Here is a 20636-nt window from a genome sequence, read left to right as displayed (position 1 = left end):
TTCCACTAAAGTCTTTATGAGTTTTGGCTATAAGAGTTTCTCGGTACAATAGTTATATAAAGTAATACTTAAGCTGCAATGATGTTATTGTTGCGCTGTTTCAAATAATTGAGGTGAAAAATGACCACAATGGATCCGCAATGGGCATTGTTGGCTGGCGCGTTGGTGTTTATTATTACGCCGGGTATTGCCCTGTTCTATGGAGGCCGTGAACGCGCTACTTCCATGGTGAATATGATGATGCTTTCAGCTGGCGCTATTGCTGTAACCACACTGGTTTGGACGCTGTGGGGATGGTCGTTAGCTTTTGCTGGCAAAGATATGGCTGGTGGTGTTATAGGTGATCCATTGAGTGGTTTGCTATTCCGTGATTCGATGGTGGCAGATCATGGTGTGTTTACGTCTATGGACGCAAATTCCGGATTATCTGGCGGCATTCCTGCAGCTTTTCGTTTAGCATGTGCTGTTGTTGCAGTAGCGCTTATTACTGGAGCTCTAGCCGGTCGAGTGCGTTACGCTATTTGGCTTATTTTCGTAGCTGTGTGGATTACTTTAGTATTCGCTCCATTAGCACATATGGTGTGCGGTGGTGGATTGCTTTCGCCTAATGGTGCTATTTCACAGGCGTTAGGTATTTCAGTGCATGACTTCGCAGGTGGCTCTATATTGCATATTGCTGCGGCTGTTTCGGCTTTTGCAATTGTTATGATTATTGGCGGACATGCTCACTTCCCTCTTAAGCGTTTTGTTTTGCATATTAAGAATGTTGCGCATACGAGTGGCAATGCTAATTCTGGAGCTACTAATTCGCGTAATCCTAAAAGTCGTTTATCGCGCGCATTGTGGGCTGATGTTGAGCATGCTAAAAATGCCGCTAGTGAGACTGTTGTCTCTCCAGTTGCTACAGTGACTGAGGTTGCTGCTGAATCCACTGCAACGCAGTCAGCCGTTGAAAATGGTGTTGCTGCTCGCCATCCGCATAATGTTCCTTTCGTTATGCTTGGCGTTTTCTTGATTTGGTTCGGTTGGCTTGGGTTAATGATTGGTTCTTCTGCAGGCGTTCCTGGAGTTGCAGGTTATGCTTGGGTGAGTTCCACAATAACTGCTTCTGCTTCAATGCTTGCCTGGGGTGTGACTGAACGTTTACACTCTGGATGCTTTACTGCTTTGGGAGCTGCGTCTGGTGTTATGGCTGGATTGGCTGCAAGTGCTGCAGCCGCGGATGTTATTGCTCCATTGTGGGCTTTAGTTTTGGGTGTTCTTTCTGGTGTTATTACTTCTCTAGTGACTCACTCTCGTACTTTTGTGCGCTACGATGGTGCCTTGCATGTAGTTAGCGTGAATGGTGTTGCTGCGCTTATTGGTGTGCTTGCAGTAGGCTTATTTGCTGATGGTTCTGGATTACTTGCTGTTGGTGATTGGCATCAGTTAGTTGCACAACTGTGCTTAATTGGGATTACGGTGCTTTATGCAGGTGCTGTAACTGCAGTATTAGCTTTTGTTCTTGAAAAGCTTTTTGGATGGCGTATTTCGGAAGCTAAGGAACGTAAGGGCGTTGATTTGGTTGATCAAGGAGAGCGTGCTTACGATTTTTCTTCTATTGCACAAAGTCATGATGGCGCTGTAGTTGCTGTTGCAGATGATGATGCAAATAAAACTCAAATGGCTGTTCTTACTTCTGTTGATATTGATATGGGTGAAAACGAGGTTGAACAATCTGATTTTATGGTTAATCAATCTGAGGCAAATCCTGAGCAAGGCGATTCTGAGGTTGATTCTAAATCTGAAGTTGAGCAAAAAGAGTCTTCTTCTGAAGAAGAGTTTGAAACTGTAAAAAAAGATGAATCATCGCAAAAGAATAAAAAAACAGAAAAACGAAATAATAGTGCTAAAGAATAGACGCATGTGCGTAAGCGTTATGATTTAGCAGCAAGTTCGAATTATGTTGGTATAAACCGCATGTCTTATCTAAGATATGCGGTTTTGCTATTTTTGCTAATTTAAAATCAAGTTTTTTAATGAATAACTTATTTTTAGTGAATAAGTTATTCATATGACACGCACGAATTGCTTGATGTGGATAAAAAAGATAAGTTATCCACATTTTAGGCGTGTCTACGTGGATATCACACAAATTTATCCACATAGTGGGGATAACATTGTGGATATCCTGCGGATAACTTTTTAAAATAATATTTTTATTTGCGATTTACGCATATTTGTGTTACTTCACTCGCAATTGCTTTTGCATAAAATTTGTTAGCATATTGCAATTTTCTTTTATGCAAGCGTGACAAAGTAGCAGTAGAATGAAGCATTATGACAAATCAAAAGTTGGACAACCAGAACAAAAAAGACGTACTGCGCAATATTTGGCTACTAGCTGTACCGACTTTTGGACAGCTCATATCTGAGCCGGCATTTGTACTCATTGACACTGCTATTATTGGTCATATTGGCAAAAGTGCTCTAGCGGGTCTTTCTATTGGATCAACGGTACTTCTTACTACTACAGGTCTCTGCTTATTTTTGGCTTACAATACAACTTCACAGGTTGCGCGTCTCTTAGGCGCAGGTAAGCGTCGAGAAGGTTTTAGCATTGGTATGGATGGGTTGTGGCTTGCATTATTGCTTGGCATAATTCTTACAGTCATACTTATTTTCGCCGCTGAACCGTTATGTTACGCAATAGGCGCGCGTGGCTCTACGTTGCAAAATGCTATCGTTTACACACAAATGGTTATGCCTGGATTGCCTGCGATGTTGCTCGTGTATGCAGCAAATGGCATATTTCGCGGTCTTTGCAACGTGCGCATAACATTATTTGCTGCTGTAAGTGGAGCTGTTCTAAATACCATTCTCGATGTAATCGCAGTATTTGGTCTCAATATGGGAATCGCTGGTTCTGGTATTGCAACAATGATTGCGCAATGGTACATGGGACTTGTTCTCACTATTCCTGCAGTTATTTGGGCTACTCAAAGTGGTGCGCGTCTCAAACCGCATTTCCAGCATATTCTACATTCTGCTGGAACTGGTATGCCTTTGTTTGTTCGTACACTTGCATTGCGCGTGTGCATGGTAGCTACGGTTGTTACTGCGACTCATCTCGGTACTAATACTCTCGCCGCGTATCAGGTTGCTAACTCTTGTTGGAATTTTGTTATGAATATTTTAGATGCAATTGGTATTGCTGCGCAGACTATTGTTGCTGCAGCACTAGGTGCAGGCTGTCGTAAGCGCGCAGGAATGATTACGCGTATTTGTGCTCAAGTGGGAGCTGTAAGCAGCGTAGGAGTCGGTTTATTCATGATTTTCGTGGGTTGGAGTTGCGCGCCACTATTTAGTCAGCATACAGATATCCAGTTTTTAATTTCTGTAGGTATGACAATATTAGGATTGTTCTTGCCTCTTGCTGGATGGATGTGGGCACTAGATGGCGTATTAATTGGCGCAGGCGATCACCGTTACTTAGCAAAAGCTTGCTCAGTAATGGCTGCTGTGTATTTAACATTTTTGGCGCTCACAAGCGTTTTCGATGTCGTCGTCGACGCTAATGACGTGGTAAGAACTATTACTTTATGGGTTGTTTTAAATGCTGTTTATATTGGGGGGCGTGCAATAGGCAATAGTTTGCGCATAAGAAATGATACGTGGATGGACTCTGCGCTAAAAATGTAAATAAAGTTTTGTGTTAATACATTTACGTTTTTTCATAATACGTGCGCGCGTTTATACTCGTTTTTATGGCAGATAATGATATGTGGCAATCTACTAAAGGCAATGTTATCCGCGTAGGGAGCAATCGTGGTGGCAATGGTGACGTCTCTGCATATGGTTCTGGCGTTGCAAATCGTGGTGCTGAAGTAGGTGCTACGTTGTTTGATCGTGTGCCTCCTCACGATGTCGATGCAGAAATGGCTGTGCTTGGCGGAATGCTTATGAGCAAAGATGCTATTGGCGAAGTGTCTCAATTGCTTGAAACATCAGATTTTTATTTACCGCAGCACCAAACAATTTATGATGCTATTCTTACGCTTTTCGCTGGCTCACAGCCTGTTGACGTTGTGCTTGTAGCTAACGAATTAATGAAAGATGGAAATCTCGATAAAGTTGGCGGAGCTGACTATTTGCACAGCCTAGTAGCTTCTGTGCCAACAGCCGCAAACGCAATGTACTACGCAGATATTGTGCACCAAAATGCTGTTCTTCGTAACGTTATTACTGCTGGCACAAAAATTGCGCAAATGGGCTATTCTGCTTCCGGAGCGCAAGCAGAAGATATTGTAAATCTTGCGCAATCAGAAGTGTATGAGATGAGTGCCGGCAAAGTGCGTCAAGATTACGTTGCTATTGGCCCAGTTTTGCAAAATACTCTTGATCAGCTCGATAAAATGCAAAATCATGAACTTGAGCAAGGTGTGCCGACTGGATTTAGAGATATTGACGAAGTTACTCAAGGTTTGCAGCCTGGTCAAATGATTGTTGTTGCTGGTCGTCCGGCTATGGGTAAGTCAACACTTGGCATTGATTTCGCTCGTTCAGCAGCACTGCACCACAATATGACGTCTATTGTGTTCTCTCTAGAAATGAGCAAAGTGGAATTGGCTCAGCGCATTATTGCTGCAGAAACTAATATTCCGCTTGCTGCTATGCGAAGAGCGGAAGATATTACTCCGGATCGTTGGAATACTCTTAATACTTTTTGGACAAAAATGCAAAACGCTCCGCTTTTTATTGATGACAGTCCAAATATGAGCTTGATGGAAATTCGCGCAAAATGCCGTCGTTTGAAGCAAACTAATGATCTGAAACTGGTAGTTATTGATTACCTTCAGCTGATGAGTTCCGGCAAGCGCGTGGAAAGCCGACAGCAGGAAGTTTCGGAATTCTCACGTGCGCTTAAGTTGCTTGCAAAAGAGCTTGAAGTGCCAGTTGTGGCATTGAGCCAGCTTAACCGAGGGCCGGAAATGCGAAACGACAAGAAACCACAGCTTTCAGATTTGCGCGAATCTGGTTCTATTGAGCAGGATGCTGACGTTGTGTTCCTAGTGCATCGCCCTGATTTTTACAATAAGGAAGATCGCCCAGGCGAAGCAGATATTATTATGGCAAAGCATCGTAACGGCCCTACTGACACGTTTAATCTTGCCTTCTTGGGTGCAACTTCCAAGTTCATGGATATGCCGCAAGACTACCAGCAATAAGGGGTGTGATTTAGTATGTCAAGCCGCGACCATGAATCGCATAAAAAGTTGCGTCAAAATTTGCATAAGCATTGGTACAGTTTTGCAATGCCTGCTGTTGGTAAACTTGTTTGCGCTCTTTCTAGGGTGCTACATCATGGCGGAAGCGCATTGCCGGGGAAAGTTATTGAGAGCCTTGATTCCGGCTTTCTAGCGCGTACTCTTGCATCATTGCCATACGGAATAGTTCTTATTTCCGGAACTAATGGCAAAACTACCACAACGCGTATGGTAACTTCTATGCTGCGTGACGCAGGGCTTAATGTATTTACTAATCCAACCGGTTCAAACTTTACTAGAGGAGTAGTGGCATCTCTTGCAAAAATAATGCCGGCTTTTGGCACAAAATTAAATGCGGATATTGCAGTTTTAGAGCTCGACGAAGCGTACGCAGTGCATTTTGTAAATCAAATCAAGCCTCGTTATTCTTTATTGCTAAATGTTATGCGAGATCAGCTCGATCGATTCGGCGAAATTGACACAACTGCAAAACTATTAAGCAATGTAGCTGCAGCAACTGAAGGAACGGTAGTGCTAAATCGCGAAGATTCACGTATTTGCGCGCTTGCAAAAGTTGTTCCTTCCGGGACTTGTGTGCGGTATTTTGGTTTGGATGACGCAGTAAAAAGCATGTTCCCAACGGATGATGATTTGCACAATACTGCTGAAAAAAGCGAAAATTGCAAAGATACTGCAGAAAGCAAGGCTAACAATCTTCCTAAAGCAGACGTTGTGCTTTCAAAAGTTGGAGACCATGAGGCCGAGTTTATACTTGATGGCAAGAGTAAAACCACATCTGTAAAACTCGACGGCGCTTACAACATTTTCAACGCTGCTGCAGCTGCAACAGTAGTTCGCGCTATATTAGCGGATGCTACAAAACAAAATTCTGCGCTGCAAAAATTCGACGACGACGCGCTTATGGAAGCGATTTCGCACGTAACTCCTGCTTTTGGTAGAGGAGAAGTAATTGAAGTTAATGGCGCTCCTGTTGAGCTTGTTTTAGTGAAGAATCCTATTGGTTTTAGACTTGCGATTGCTTCGGACCATCCACAAAATCACGATACCATGATTGCAATTTGTGACGAATACGCTGACGGTAGAGATATGAGCTGGCTGTGGGACGTTGATTTTGCAAGCTTTAGCGGCACTGGAGTTGCGTGTGTTTCGGGCACTCGCGCATGGGATATGGCTTTGCGGTTGCAATACGATAAGGTTGAGGCTCGCAATGTGAATACGGATTTGGAAGAAGATGCTAAAGCTTTTGTAAATGGCGATTTTAGTGGCAATACTAAAAATGCTAAGCGCATATATTGCACGTATACTGCTATGCTTCGCGTGCGCGCTGCTTTAGCACAACTTGCGGAAGTTAAAGACGTTGGAGTTGGGAAGTAATTGTCATGAATGGTTCCAGTGATATTAGTAAAGCAAATGCTACTTTTGAAGAAAATCGCGTGCTAGATATTGTGTCGTTGTACCCGAAAGACATGAATATTTACGGGGACTACGGGAATGTGCTTACAATTATGCGCCGAGCGGAATTGTATGGCTACGAGCCTGTGCTACGCGAGTACAATGTTGGCGATTTATGGCCAGAACACGTGGATATGATTCTTGGTGGCGGTGGTCAAGATCATGGTCAAAGTAGAGTCACTGAAGATTTATTTGCGCGAGCAGACGCGATTCGTGGGCTTGCAAAAGATGGCGTTCCAATGCTTATGATTTGTGGTCTTTACCAGCTTTTTGGAGAGTATTTTGAAACCGTTGATGGTCAAAAGCTTAAAGGAATTGAAATACTTGGCGAGCATACGGTTGGTCAAGACGTGCGCATGATTGGAAATCTTGTGGAGCATAGTGCCGATTTTGGCGATATTGTGGGATACGAGAACCATTCTGGGCGCACAAGCTTGGAAGATGGCACGCTGCCACTTGGCTCGGTTGATAGTGAAAATTGCGGTAACAATGGCAAAGATCACACGGAAGGAGCGCGCAAATACAATGTTATTGGAACGTATATGCACGGCTCAGTTTTGCCGAAAAATCCGCGTCTGGCTGACTTTTTAATTCGTACCGCTGCACAAAATCGTTACGGCGAATTTTCGCCCAAGCGAACTGATGCCCAGCGCGCGGAGCTTGCGAAACTAGACGAATTAGCAGAGCGCGCTCGCAAAGTGGCCGTAACTCGTCCGCGGTAAATGAGCATAGGCGTATGTATGATTTAGTAAAAATTTGATCAATTATTTTATTCTATGCGCATAGTGTGTATAATCTTTTTATGAGATACAAAGAGATTGAAAAACGTCTTAAGAAAGACGGATGGATACTTTTTGCACAGCGTGGAAGTCATTGCCAATTCGTACATAAAACCAAAACGGGTAAAGTCACAGTGCCTAAACATCCAGGTGATATTAACCCATCGGTTGTTAAGTCAATCTGGCGCCAGGCAGGAATTAGTGAGACAAAGGTGAAATGATGAAATTAGCGTATCCTGTTATTCTTACTCCATACGAAGATAATAGTGGGGGTTTTGTTGCAGAAGTTCCTGATTTGCCAGGGTGTGTAACTGGCGGTAGTAATCTTGCAGATGCTTTGATTATGGCAGAAGACGCAGCAAGCGGATGGGTTCTTACAGAACTAGAAAGTGGCAAGACTGCGCCAAAAGCTAGCGATATTAATGATATTGTTGTAGAAAATCCTAATTCAAAGTTATCTATGGTTGCGCTTGATATGGATTCTTATGCTGCAAAATACGGTTCTCAGTCAGTTCGCAAAAATGTTACTCTTCCAGCTTGGCTTGACACTTGGGCGCAAAAAGCTGGCATCAGCTACAGTGGGACTTTACGCGATGCTTTAGAATCTTTATATGCTAAAGGAGCTGTGAATAAAGCTTAGTTATATTAGAGCTATATTATCTGATTTGTAATGCAATATTGCGCAATCAATTAACACAAAAGCCTGCTGAACTTGCAAAGTGTTGCAAATCAGCAGGCTATTTTGTAGTTTTTGATTCTAGTTTTCGCTTGATTTGGTGAGTGTATTAATCAATCAAACCATACAAGCGGTCGCCAGCGTCGCCAAGACCTGGAACGATATAAGCTTTGTCGTTCAAATGCTCGTCAACAGCGCAAACAACAACCTTAAAATCGATGGAAGGATCAAGTTCCTTCTCCAAGCGCTCTAAGCCTTCTGGGGCTGCCAAAATGTTAATAGCAGTAACATCCTTAGCGCCGCGCTCAGCCAAATAATGCGTAGCGGCAATAAGAGTGCCACCAGTGGCAAGCATTGGGTCAAGAAGGAAGCATTGACGACCGGTCAAATCTTCTGGCAAACGGTTGGCATAAGTGACAATGTCGAGCGTCTGCTCGTCGCGCTTCATGCCAAGGAATCCAACCTCAGCGGTTGGAAGAAGGCGAGTCATGCCATCGAGCATGCCAAGACCAGCGCGCAAAACCGGCACAACCATTGGGCGTGGGCGGTTCAAATGCTTGCCAGTCATCTTGCAAATAGGAGTTTCAATCTCGCGATCGCTAACTTCCAAATTACGGGTTGCTTCGTATGCTTCGAGGGTTACCAATTCGGAAACCAACTCGCGGAAAATATTAGAAGGTGTATTCTTATCACGCAAAACGGTGAGCTTGTGGTCCACCAGCGGATGATGTAAAACATGAAGATCCATACCTTCTAGGGTAATGCAAGCATGGCATGTTAAGCTATCGGCGTGCCGTTATTTTTGCGCAAAATATAAACAAATGTGAGTAAAAATATATATTTTATCTAAAATTAGCTAGCAAAATCTAAAAACTAAAACTAAAACTAAAACTTAAAATTCAAGATTCAGAACAGAAACGATACTGACTTGCGAAAGCGCCTGTCGGCGCAAACGCCGCTCGCAGCGGCAAAAAATGGAGCCCGGGGCTTAAACACAAGCCAGCATCATTTTGAGTATACCTTGTTTTCTATTTTCACGCGCCGCACAATTTTAATCGCAAATAATTTATTCCAACTTTTCTGCGCGCCATAATTTCGCTCCATGAGCAAAAGATAACGAAAGTGCGTGCATATTTGCTGAGATATGCAAAACTTTTGCAATTTTCTGCGTGTGCATTGTATTTGCTTGTTTGTCTAACTTTTTTGCGTAAACTTGCATTCCGCGCGCAATAATCGAAGTAAAAGCTGAAGATCGGTAAAGCGCTACAGCAAAATCGCCTGTAAAAGCACCAGAAAGAATAGAATCTGCAAGTCGCGCAATATCTTCTCCTGTAGGAGCTTCGTCAATTCCTGTAATAGCGGATGCGCTTGTTGTTTCAGGTTCGCCAAGACTCCAGTACTCAGCGTAAGCTTCGCGCTGTTTTCGTAGCGACATTCGCAATAAATAAAGTCGCCACAACATTCCAGGAATAGACTCTGCTTCCGCATGGCTCCACAAATCTGCAATAACTTCAATGCCCTCATTTTCAACCAAATTCAGCACGCGCTCAACAATTTCCGGCGACTGCGTTTTATGAACGCGGTTAAGCAGAACGGCGGCGGAGGTGTGGCTAATTTCGTTTACAACCTGCGGATCCGTGCCGCCTTCAATCTGCGTGAGCATTGCAGGATCCATTTGTGCAGGTCGGCTTGGGCGGGCAGAGCCTGTAGGACTTGGCATAAAAGCAGATCTGCTTGAATGAATAGAACTCGATTGCGAATTTAAACTAGTAGACACTTGGAAGAACCTTTTCAATATCAATAATGCGAGCGCCTTTAGGAGTACTAATTATGTGCAAAACTATTGCGCTTCCTGTAGGCATATATGGAGATTTTTGACTGAGTATGCGCTTGTGTGCTCGAGGCTTTGTTATTTCGCGCAAATAATCAAAGAAAGTGCCAATAACCGGTCGGTGCAAGCATATGACGGTTGCGTTGTTAGTTGTGCTTGCATTGCTAGTTTCGCTTGTATTTTGTGTGTGGCACTCAAGATTTTGTATTTCGTTTATAAGCACAGACAATGTAGATTTTGGTTGTTTCTCGTGATGGTCTTCAGTAAGTTCCGCAACCTGTTCTATTTGAAGTGAAGAGTCGTGTGCAAAAGCCGCAACCGTTTCAACGCAACGCTTCCAAGGTGACGATATGATTTTATTCGGCGCGTAGCAGGCAAGCTCGCGTCCTAGAGCGTATGATGCGGCTGCTCCAAGAGGTGTGATTGGTCGAGTCGCTTCGCTTCCTTGCCAAGTTTTTCGAGACTCAGCTTTTCCGTGACGCACCAAAAGCAGCGTGCTATATTCTGCTTGACCTGCGTGGAGCTTTTCTAAGAAAGCATCCAGCACTTCGCGGTCGCTATCGTGCGTAAGTTTTTTGCGCGCTTGAGAAGGAGTGAGCCATAAAACATTGCTAATTTCAGTAGGCTTGGCTGGCTTAATTGGTCCGAAAGCAGGGAGACGCTTTGCTGCAGTTGGCTTGTCGATTAAGCGCATCATCCAGTAATGGATTCGCTTTATTACTTCCGGCTGGGAATTGCGATTTTGGCTGCTATTTGATGAGCTGTTCTTGGAAGATTTTTTGCCTTCGCGCTCAAGCGGATACTCTATTTTGGCAATGTGTGGACCTAGCGTGACTGAATATCCTGTTTCTTCTCCAACTTCGCGCACGGCTGTGTGGCGATGTGATTCGTTTGGCTCGTTTTTGCCCTTTGGCCAGCTCCAATCGTCATATTTAGGACGGTAGACTAGGCAAAGTTCAAAATCGTCGTCGCTGGGCTTTATTGCATCGCTAGGCTTTATTGCATTGCTTCCTGTTTTTGCATCTTCGCCTGCGTTTGAGTTGTTTGTAATATTGCGCTTGCGATAGATTATTCCGCCAGCTGCTTCAACGTATTGCGTCGTTACTGCACTCATATTCACTATTTTAGCGTTTTTCTTTCGCAAATTTTAGTTATGCTTGGTTATTTATTGCAATTCGATTATTTGTCCATTTGGTTAGAGTCAATTTAGTTGCTGATTTTTGTATATTTGCGCTGCTTACGTTTATCATGGCCATGACTGTGATAAAAGTGTTGTGACTGTCATTTTCTCGTCCATAACAGTGATTTTCGTATATATGACTGTCATTTTTTCGATTTTGAACATGATTTACTATATTTTGACAGTGATCTTACATATTTTGACCGAGATGTGTCGACTTATGACTGTCATTTTAACTTCCGTGACTGTGATAATTTACTCCATAGACGTGATGACTCATCAATATTGCGCCATCATCTCACCCACATCTAGATTATTGCTGTTAATAACAGTAATGAAGACATATGTAGTTACATCATTAATTCACAATTTTTCTGACAAATCTACTCCTGATACACGCTTGCATTCATTTAATATTGTTTCTACTATTTCTGGAACATCTGTCCAAGGAGCGTAGTTTGACTTTTGAGTTACTGAAGGGTGATTTTTGCGAGTTTCTCTCTGTTCGGTTTGCATATGCTGCTTTGCGTTTTTAAAAGCATTCTTATAGTTTCCAGTTAATTTTTCTAATTGGATATGCTTATTTTTATTCCCAGTAGTGTTGTGCAGTAGTCCAAGTTCTTTTGCTTCTTTTTGGCAATCTCGCGTTTCTGTGCAAGAAAGAGGGCAGCTTTTTATATGGTCAATAAGCCATACTTCGAAGCAAGGGTTGGAAATTACTAATTTTATCTTCCCACAAGTTGAATCCGACTTAGATTGAGCTTGTTGAATTTTTTCTCCAAATTCATCAACGTCTGTTACAACCCATACCAGTGTAAACGGATCGTAGTTTTCTTTTTTGCTTCTTTGCAGTCTAATTTCTCAAGTTTAATTGCATAATTCATTAAAGTGAGTGGGTCTACGCCCTCTTTTTCTATGTTAATTGATTTATGAATATCCCATGATGCAGCACAATATTTACTTACTTCTGATTTTATATAGCTAAAATACTCAAACTCTGTAACTACACCGCCACAAACAATGAGGAATCTTTTATTTCGTTTCGACTGTTTCTTCGAACGGCCGTGTGATGGAACATGAACCATAGCCCGCTCCTCATGAATACTAGTGTTTTATATCGTTTTGAATACTGGTAGTGTTTTAGCTTCTGTTAGTATTTGTAAGTATTTCCGCAAAAACATCATATAGAGACGGTTGTGGTGCTGAAGCGTATATGTTGTGTTGATAGTTTTTACCAAAGTTTACATTGCGGTTTTCCCATTCCGTAAGTGGATGTAGTGAAGATTCGCCTAATGTGTTTTTCTCTATAAACCAAATTTGATCTCTGTCGAGAATAGTTTTGTCGGTTCCAGAATTACTAATAAGACTTAAATCGTGAGTAGTAAAAATTAATTGCGATTGGTTAGGATTCGTTTCTGGATTACTGTAAAGCTTGAGTATTTCAGACACGAATTGCATGCTTAGACTTGTGTCGATTTCATCGATTAGAAGTATGGAATGTTTTGATAATGCATCTATAACGAAAGCAAATAGCAATAATGCTGTTTTAGTTCCTAAAGATTCAAAATCCTCAGGAAGCTGGCAATCTTTTTGACCAGAATGTGTAAACATTAAACGTGAAACACTAAATTTTTGCAATTTTTCAGTGTTTTCAGAAGTGTTATCTGTAAGTTTATTGTTATCTCCGTCAAGTTCATTAAGAAGATTTGCGAGTCTCGCTAGTTTTTCTGATTGTTTAGCATCTAGCTGTTCGGATTGGACTGTTACACCTTTTAATCCTAAATCTGCATATTTTAGCAACTTGCTAATGTTGGATGCAAAATCTGGATTTTCTTGTAAAACTGTTATCAAATTATTGGAATACTTATCAAAGTCAACTGTTCTGCATTGCTGTGTAGAAGTTATTTCTTCGTATGCAGCTTGCAATGCTTGTACACCTGATGCTGCAGCTGCAGATAGAAATAATGCGTTGTCTCTTGTAATTTTTTCTACAGTTTTTCCTATGGTTTTTAGATTTGAGCCAAATCGCATTGGCTTGCCATGCTCTCGTTCAAACAGCACAGTTTTTCTGTTTGTTGTAGAGCGGAAAAGCCATAGTACCTCTTCAATAATGTAGTTATTATTGAAGGTGAACCAATATTTATACCTGTTTTTATCTCTTGCAATAAATTCTATAAAGAACGTTGAAGGTTTATTTTCAGACTCTTTATTCAAAAGAAAAGGAAGTGCATTTATTTTTGAATTTGAGTTGCCGCTTTTGAAGCTTCCTTCCACAAAATTTTTTAAGAATGCTATACATTTTAGCAGATTTGTTTTCCCTGAGGCATTTCCTCCGTAAATGGCTGCAAGAGTTGATACATCTGGATGGGGCCACGAACTGTTTTTTGCATGTACGGTTCTTTGCATGCTGAATTGTTGCGATTGACGAAAACTTAGCGCGTTTTCTACGCTAAAATTAAGCAACATAGTTGCCTCCAGTGTCCAGTTTGCTGTTTGTTTACAAGTAGCATCAAAATTTTTCTGATTATTATCTACTATCTACAGCGATATTCCTTAATATAATAATATCCTAAAATATCATATTTACAATCTACAAACAGTTTTTTGCATGAAATCTACATAAAAGCAGTTGAAAATTTAAAGAATAGGATTGTTGTTCGTATGTGTGTGGTAGGTAACTTATACTAAAACGTAAGCGACGTTAAATTCTCAAACTTCCCAAAACTGGCAAATAATGCTAGGTAGGTTGTACATTGTCAAAATAGTTGCTGAGAATATTAGTTAGATATTGCAGGAGCTGGTGCCCGAGATAATCAGGTGATTATGGCTCCAACTTCCATATTCTCCGAAAAGATAGGCAATAAAGTTATTGGTCATTGCATAAATATCACTGCGTATTATATTAAGCTAAATAATAATTTCTTATTTTAATCTTGATTGGACAACTTATTATTTTTTTGATTTGCCTGGATCTATAATTGCTTCAGCTACTTCTTTAAATAAATCCCGTGCGTCAACTTGAAGAGCTGTTGCCAATTTAAATAATGTTAAAATCGATGGAAGATTTTTTCCATTTTCGATGTTTGCCAGGCTTTTTACACTTATCCAATCAGGATCTAAACCTACATGATCCGCATAGACAAATTTTTCTCTAGTTTTAGCTATATCGGTAAGTTCAAGCCTATGCTGTTTGATTATTGCGCCTATTCGCTTTATTGCATTTGATTCTTCTATGCTTTTTATGTTTTGTTTTTTTGTTTTTCTTATTGTCATAAAGATATTTTACATCAAAAAAGAACCTTGGTTCCTTTTTAATAAAATTTTGTATGATAATCTTATAAATATCTTCACCAAAAGGTGCTAGATGTATGGTTACAAACTGTAATTGTGCTTTAAGCTACTCAAAGGAGTGCAAAATGATAAAAGAATTTAAATTTGAAGCTGTGCGAACGCTTACGTCACCTGTAGATAAAGAGAAAGATGACGATGGCAACAAAGTTAAATACTATATTGTATGGGTTAATTTGCGCGATTTGCCAGAAGGAATGCCTACGGATGTAAATCCTCGTGAAGTAAATATGAAAACAGCTACAGCTAAAAAGCTCAAGGCTGCGGTTTCTAATTCGGATCCGTATTTTGACATGCATAACAGGGGAATGGTAATTCTTGCCAACCGTGTCAAAACTGATCCATCTAAATCAACAATTGAAATTGATTTTGGTGATAATTCTTCTCTTTATGGTGTTTTGGATGGTGGGCATACTTATAAAGCCATTATTGAAAATCGAAAAGAAATCCCTGAAGGAATGGATAAGTTTGTTAAAATCGAAATCTTTGTAGGTAAAAATATTGATGTAGCAAAATTATCTGATGCGCGTAACACATCTGTTCAAGTTAGCGATATTGCATTATTTAATCTTGAAAATAGGTTTGGATTTATTAAAGAAGCCTTGGAATCTAAAGGTGAAACCTATCGTAACGAAATTGCATATAAAGACAATGAGGATAAGCGTATACCAATTTCTGATTTACTTAGATTAATGTATGCATTTAATATTGATTTGTTCAAAGACGATACGAATGCTCCTATTGCTTCATATTCTGGGAAGGCTATAGTTTTTAAGAATTATAGTGAAGAATATAATAAATATGAGTCGTCAAATCCTGATGATGTAAATGATTCTAAAGAAAAAAATATTTATTATCTTCTTGCTCAAGAATTGCCAGTTTTAGTTAGGTTGTTTGAGCTTATTCAAAAAGATATGGGCCAAAAGTATAAAGGGTATAAAATTGACAACAATCAAAAGAGTGCGTTTGGCAAAATTCGTGGTGTAAAAACTACGGATAAAGCAAAAACGTCTTATCATTGCGAAGACATTAAATATGATATTCCATCTGGGTATATTATGCCTATTTTTGGAGCTTTTCGAGCGTTGTTGAAGAGGACCAAGGACGGCTCTCTCAAATGGGCTTATGCGCCGGAAGTGATATGGGAAAGGGTTGGTAAAACTTTAGTTCAAAATACTCTTGATACAGACACAAACCCAAATAATATTGGCAAACTTAAGATTGTTTGGCAATCAAATTATCGTATCGTTGAAAATGAAAAGAACAAGATGTTGATTGCGGAATTAGAATCCAATAATCATTAAATTTAGTAAATTAATAATTATCATTAGATTACGTACGACTACAAATGCCTGAGAAAAATACGGCATTTGTAGTCGTTTCTGTGTTGTGCAGAAACGTTTGCAGGTGATTTTTCTGGTGTTTGTGTGTTGTAGTCCAAAAAGCGTATAAGAAATCATGCTTTGCATATTGCAATACACGTGTGTCGCATTAATCGAATCTATTTTCTGTACATTAGCCAACTCGGACAAAAGTGTGTAAAAAATAAGCCCATAACCCTTATGGGAGTAGTGCTCATAGTATATCGAATGTAGGTTATTTCCTTAGGAGCTGTGGCGTTCGTATCAAAATATTTAATAGCGATTCATGTTGAGTGTTACTAGCTCAGTTAGTTAGATGAGTTTTTGATTGTGTTGAGGCTATGAGTATTACTACCTCGGTTGGTTGACTTAGTTTTAGGGTAAGCGGTAAAAAGTGTGTCTAAAAATCCGAGTTATCGTTGAAATACCAAGGAAAATTCTCTGTAACTAAGCTAAAAAACTTAACATTTAGTATTCCTTGACATTTTCGTAGACACGTGATCGCGCATATCAGGCATCTGCAACCGACTTAAATGTACTGTATTTCCCGAACTAACGTCATCTGTGTGTATATATATATTCTTATGCGCTAAGGATTACTAAATTTTATAACATAGTTAACTAGTGGATTGGGGTATATGTTTTATTATTACTTCAAACATCAAAAAAGTATATAACGCACTCACTTACTGCAAGAAAGCTATATTTCTCTCAAGACGCTCTAACTAACAGATACATTTTGCTGCTTATCGGTATTTGGAGCATGACCCTAGATATTGCAGGAGCTGATGCCCGAGATAATCAGGTGATTACAGCCTCAGCTTCCAATCCTTAAGAAGATAGGAATAGAACTGCTATATAGTATGTAAACAATATTATAAACGCTCAATTTTCACATAAATTATCCTAAAACTGGCAAATGGTGCTGTAGAAATTTCGGCTATTGCCGGGAATACTTGAGATTTAGCCAGATTATAAAGGGTTAATAAACACAACAAGAGCCAGAAACATGTTACTGAATCTGGCTCTTGCTTATTGTTTATTAGTTATTTGCGATTAGTTCGCACCGCGAGGCTTACGCGTGTGAGTATGAATCAAGTAAGCCTGGCTGTCAACGAGCGGACGACCTTCCTTATCACGAGAATGCAAGGTATACGTGCCGTCGCCATCCATCCACCACGAAACAGTTGAATCAGCCATTTGCAAATCAATATACTGAATTAATGCTTCAACTTGATCAGGCGCAGTAATGCGAACTAGGGTTTCAACTCGACGATCAAGATTGCGGTGCATCAAATCTGCAGAGCCAATCCACACTTCTGGACCACTTGCAGGACCGTCACCAATCTGCGGGCCACAAGAATTAGCGAACGCGTAAATACGGCTGTGCTCAAGGAATCGACCAAGAATAGAACGAACGCGAATATTCTCACTCAATCCCTCAATGCCAGGCTTCAGTGAGCAAATTCCACGCTCAACAATATCAATCTTCACGCCAGCTTGAGAAGCACGGTATAAAGCGTCAATAGTTTGCTCATCAACTACGGAATTGACCTTAATCTTAATCCACGCTTCCTTGCCAGCAAGAGCTGCGGCTTCCTCGCGGCGAATACGCTGAATAATGCCAGTGCGAACGGTTCGTGGAGCTACAAGTAAGCGATGGAAGCTTGACTTTGGAGCATAACCGGAAAGCTGGTTAAACAAGCGAGTCAAATCCTGTCCGACTACAGGATCGCAAGTAAGCAACCCCAAATCAGTGTAAAGGCGAGCAGTCTTAGGATTGTAATTACCTGTGCCAACGTGGCAGTAGCGACGCAACCCTTCTGCTTCTTGGCGTACCACGAGTGAAAGCTTGCAGTGAGTCTTCAAACCAACAATGCCGTACACAACGTGAACGCCTGCGCGCTCAAGCTTACGAGCCCAAGCAATATTTGCGTCCTCGTCAAATCGTGCCTTAATCTCAACCAGCGCAAGTACCTGTTTGCCAGCGTGAGCTGCGTCAACAAGAGCGTCAATAATTGGCGAATTGCTAGACGTTCGATACAAAGTTTGCTTAATTGCAAGCACTTTTGGATCTGCAGCAGCCTGCGCGAGGAATGCCTGTACAGAAGTAGAGAACGAATCGTAAGGATGATGCAACAAAATGTCATGCTCGCGAATAGAAGCGAAAATATCTTGAGCGTGGCTAGTTTCAACTTCCGCAATCTGACGGTTCGTAGTAGGAATAAACGGACGATACTTCAAATCTGGGCGGTCAAGCGCCTGCAATTCAAACAATACCGTCATATCAAGCGGCGAAGGCAAGCGATAGACTTCCTCAGGGCTTACGCGAAGTTGATTTGCAAGAAGCTGAGAAAGGAATGGGCTGGCCTCGTTAGAAATTTCCAAACGAATTGGCGGCCCAAAGCGGCGGCGAAGAAGTTCCTTCTCCATAGCGTTAAGCAAGTTTTCTGCATCGTCTTCCTCAACGTCAATATCTTCGTTACGCGTAACGCGGAAAGAGCGAGCTTCCTTAATAATCATTCCTGGGAAAAGTGATTCCAAGTGTGCTGCAATCAGCTTTTCCATAGTGATGAAGCCGTAGCGCTCTTCGCGACCTTCTTCGTCTGTTAAATCGTCAACTGGTACAAGGCGATTCAAATTATCTGGAATTTTTACGCGCGCAAAATGCGACTTTCCAGAATTTGGATTTTCGACGATAACAGCCAAGTTAATAGACTTGCCGGAAATGTATGGGAATGGGTGAGCAGGATCCACTGCAAGAGGCGTAAGAACAGGGAATACTTGCTTTTTGTAGTAATCAGACAAACGTGCTTTTTCTGATTCTGTAAGCTTATCCCAGCTGAGCAACACAATGCGCTGTTTGGCAAGCTCAGGAAGAATGTGCTCAATAACATAGTGAGCGTGCTCATCTTGACGGCGGTGAGTTACTTCACTAATAGCGCGCAATTGCTGACGAGGGCTTAAGCCGGATGCTGCAGTTACTGCTATTCCAGAATCTATTCTGCGCTTTAATCCTGCAACTCGAACCATAAAGAATTCGTCGAGATTTGACGCAAAGATAGCAGCAAAATTAGCGCGTTCAAGAAGTGGCAAATCTGTATTCTGAGCCAACTCGAGCACGCGACGATTGAACTTCAACCAGCTTAATTCTCGGTCGAAGAAACGATCTTTTGGCAACGGTAGCTCACCCTCACGAGCTTCACGCTTTTCTGCCTTTTCATCTTCGGCGATGTGTTCGGCAATTTGACCGCGCAGTATCGCCTTTGAGGGAGCGTCAAAAATTTGTACCATATTCTGTAATTGTATGCGTTGCAAGGGAAGTGCGCGACTGAGTGTCGATTTTATTGCTTGCTTTGCGCTCTAAAAATATCTTGCGACACGCCGGAGTGTGTCTCATGCGAACGTAATTTAACATGATAACCTTTGCATGTTCACAAAATGCCGCAAGAGTTGCGATTTTTCGTGTGCAATTGAACAGTAGTGACAATATGTTAACAAAGGCTAATTTGCTCTTTACTATTAGGCAAAAAACGATGATAATAATAATTACAAAAACAAAAAAGAGATAGCGGTAACCCACAAAAGTGTATGGATATGAAATCCGTGGACGTTGGACGGGATATTTAAGACTTTAACCGTTGCAACGAGGATGTTGTGAAGATGAAACCGCAGATATTGTTTTTGTAGATAAGAGGCTCGCCAAGGTGGCGGGCCTCTTTTGGTGTGAGGGCGATTTTACTATTTACGCAGACTGTCGCGCGTATAAGGGAAACTATCAAAGAATAAATGTTGGAATTCATTTTCTTAGCTTCTTTGAAAATGAGAATATATTGTGTTCCATGCTGTGCTAATCGCAATTGCGAGTTGTTGGACGATTGTTAAGCGACGAGTCGTTATTTATACGCGTGATTACGTGTGTGGAGTTTGAAACAAGTAAGAAGGATCGAAGGACCATGCAACATTCGTTTATGGCAATGTTGGCTGCAGAATTTATTGGCACTGCTATTCTCATGATTTTCGGAAACGGTGCTGTGGCAAACGTTGAATTAAAAAATACTAAAGGACACCATGCTGGCTGGCTAAATATTGCTATGGGCTACGGTTTTGGCGTGATGTTCCCAGTGCTCATGTTTGGCGGAATCTCAGGTGCGCATATCAATCCTGCTATGACAATTGCGCAAGCTGTAAACGGCATGTTCCCGTGGGCTAACGTTGCGCCTTATATTGTAGCTCAGCTTTTAGGCGCGCTGGTTGGTCAGCTTATTGTGTACGTAACTTATTTGCCGCATTACAACGAAACTGAGGAGTCAGAAGCAATTCTTGGCACTTTCTGCACTACGGATGCGTATAACAACAAAATTAACTACTTCCTTAACGAGTTCTTCGGCACGCTTGTGCTTGTTTTAGCTGCACTTTGCTGCCTTACTTCTCCTTGGGGTGAGAAGAATTTGGCTGGCGCTTCAATCGTCGTTGGCTTCGTTGTTTGGGGCTTGGTGACTTCTATGGGTGGTCCAACTGGTCCTGCTTTGAATCCTGCTCGTGATCTTATGCCGCGTTTGCTTCACGCAATTTTGCCAATTCCGCACAAGGGATCTTCTCGCTGGGGTGAAGCGTGGATTCCAGTTATTGCTCCTATTGCCGGCGCAATCTTGGGTGTGGTTATGTATAAGTCGTTATTTGCATAAAACATTTGCTTTTAACTGTGATTGATTGCGGTTTATTGCGATTGTAAGAAGCGC

General features: G+C 41.4%; 17 protein-coding genes. 9 read left to right on the top strand and 8 right to left on the bottom strand.

Annotated elements, in window-relative coordinates; translation table 11 throughout:
• The first annotated feature begins 120 nt into the window (after positions 1–120).
• From HXT59_RS01670 to HXT59_RS01640, 7 genes are all read left to right on the top strand, one after another.
• The gene (locus tag HXT59_RS01670) at positions 121–1899 is read left to right on the top strand and encodes an ammonium transporter (RefSeq protein WP_012913714.1); all 1779 of its coding nucleotides are present in this window, start codon (positions 121–123) and stop codon (positions 1897–1899) included.
• Between the two features lie 420 nt (positions 1900–2319).
• Positions 2320–3681 carry an MATE family efflux transporter gene (locus HXT59_RS01665; protein ID WP_004110141.1) on the top strand — a complete coding sequence of 454 codons (1362 nt, stop codon included), beginning with the start codon at positions 2320–2322 and terminating at the stop codon, positions 3679–3681.
• 65 nt (positions 3682–3746) lie between these two features.
• Positions 3747–5207: a replicative DNA helicase gene (dnaB, locus tag HXT59_RS01660; protein ID WP_076002551.1), complete on the top strand. Its 1461-nt coding sequence runs from the start codon at positions 3747–3749 to the stop codon at positions 5205–5207.
• A 15-nt stretch (positions 5208–5222) separates the two neighbouring features.
• The gene (locus tag HXT59_RS01655) at positions 5223–6641 is read left to right on the top strand and encodes a Mur ligase family protein (protein ID WP_004110124.1); all 1419 of its coding nucleotides are present in this window, start codon (positions 5223–5225) and stop codon (positions 6639–6641) included.
• 5 nt (positions 6642–6646) lie between these two features.
• Positions 6647–7441, top strand: coding sequence for a type 1 glutamine amidotransferase (locus tag HXT59_RS01650; protein WP_004110122.1), 795 nt, complete (start codon positions 6647–6649; stop codon positions 7439–7441).
• An 80-nt stretch (positions 7442–7521) separates the two neighbouring features.
• Entirely contained in the window at positions 7522–7719 is a 198-nt protein-coding gene (locus HXT59_RS01645; RefSeq protein WP_032841657.1) for a type II toxin-antitoxin system HicA family toxin, read from the top strand.
• Positions 7719–8138, top strand: coding sequence for a type II toxin-antitoxin system HicB family antitoxin (locus tag HXT59_RS01640; RefSeq protein WP_012913716.1), 420 nt, complete (start codon positions 7719–7721; stop codon positions 8136–8138). Before HXT59_RS01645 ends, HXT59_RS01640 begins: the two co-directional genes overlap by 1 nt.
• Positions 8139–8283: 145 nt before the next feature.
• Here the strand turns inward: HXT59_RS01640 and upp are convergent, their stop codons facing one another.
• The 7 genes from upp to HXT59_RS01605 form a co-directional block, all read right to left on the bottom strand.
• Positions 8284–8922, bottom strand: coding sequence for a uracil phosphoribosyltransferase (upp, locus tag HXT59_RS01635; RefSeq protein WP_004136544.1), 639 nt, complete (start codon positions 8920–8922; stop codon positions 8284–8286).
• Between the two features lie 318 nt (positions 8923–9240).
• Positions 9241–9894: a thymidine phosphorylase gene (locus HXT59_RS01630; protein WP_076003122.1), complete on the bottom strand. Its 654-nt coding sequence runs from the start codon at positions 9892–9894 to the stop codon at positions 9241–9243.
• A gap of 46 nt (positions 9895–9940) precedes the next feature.
• Positions 9941–11119 carry an NUDIX hydrolase gene (locus HXT59_RS01625; protein WP_199172866.1) on the bottom strand — a complete coding sequence of 393 codons (1179 nt, stop codon included), beginning with the start codon at positions 11117–11119 and terminating at the stop codon, positions 9941–9943.
• Between the two features lie 429 nt (positions 11120–11548).
• Positions 11549–11998 (bottom strand): RloB family protein, encoded by a 450-nt coding sequence (locus HXT59_RS01620; RefSeq protein WP_233186347.1) that lies wholly within the window; start codon positions 11996–11998, stop codon positions 11549–11551.
• Positions 11983–12270 carry an RloB family protein gene (locus tag HXT59_RS01615; RefSeq protein WP_233186330.1) on the bottom strand — a complete coding sequence of 96 codons (288 nt, stop codon included), beginning with the start codon at positions 12268–12270 and terminating at the stop codon, positions 11983–11985. Before HXT59_RS01615 ends, HXT59_RS01620 begins: the two co-directional genes overlap by 16 nt.
• 55 nt (positions 12271–12325) lie before the next feature.
• Positions 12326–13651 carry an AAA family ATPase gene (locus HXT59_RS01610; protein ID WP_103013759.1) on the bottom strand — a complete coding sequence of 442 codons (1326 nt, stop codon included), beginning with the start codon at positions 13649–13651 and terminating at the stop codon, positions 12326–12328.
• A 483-nt stretch (positions 13652–14134) separates the two neighbouring features.
• Positions 14135–14458 (bottom strand): helix-turn-helix domain-containing protein, encoded by a 324-nt coding sequence (locus tag HXT59_RS01605; RefSeq protein ID WP_103013760.1) that lies wholly within the window; start codon positions 14456–14458, stop codon positions 14135–14137.
• Between the two features lie 143 nt (positions 14459–14601).
• Here HXT59_RS01605 and HXT59_RS01600 point away from each other — a divergent pair, with 143 nt between their 5' ends.
• Positions 14602–15837 carry an AIPR family protein gene (locus tag HXT59_RS01600; protein WP_103013761.1) on the top strand — a complete coding sequence of 412 codons (1236 nt, stop codon included), beginning with the start codon at positions 14602–14604 and terminating at the stop codon, positions 15835–15837.
• 1113 nt (positions 15838–16950) lie between these two features.
• Here the strand turns inward: HXT59_RS01600 and HXT59_RS01595 are convergent.
• Positions 16951–19188 carry an RNA degradosome polyphosphate kinase gene (locus HXT59_RS01595; RefSeq protein ID WP_004110091.1) on the bottom strand — a complete coding sequence of 746 codons (2238 nt, stop codon included), beginning with the start codon at positions 19186–19188 and terminating at the stop codon, positions 16951–16953.
• A 662-nt stretch (positions 19189–19850) separates the two neighbouring features.
• Between HXT59_RS01595 and HXT59_RS01590 the strand changes: the two genes are divergently transcribed.
• Positions 19851–20582 (top strand): MIP/aquaporin family protein, encoded by a 732-nt coding sequence (locus HXT59_RS01590; protein ID WP_012913721.1) that lies wholly within the window; start codon positions 19851–19853, stop codon positions 20580–20582.
• Positions 20583–20636 lie beyond the last annotated feature (54 nt).

Origin of the sequence: Gardnerella sp. KA01001 (assembly GCF_049244025.1) — a bacterium.
GTDB lineage: Bacteria > Actinomycetota > Actinomycetes > Actinomycetales > Bifidobacteriaceae > Bifidobacterium > Bifidobacterium swidsinskii.
This window is presented reverse-complemented; position numbering and strand designations above follow the sequence as displayed.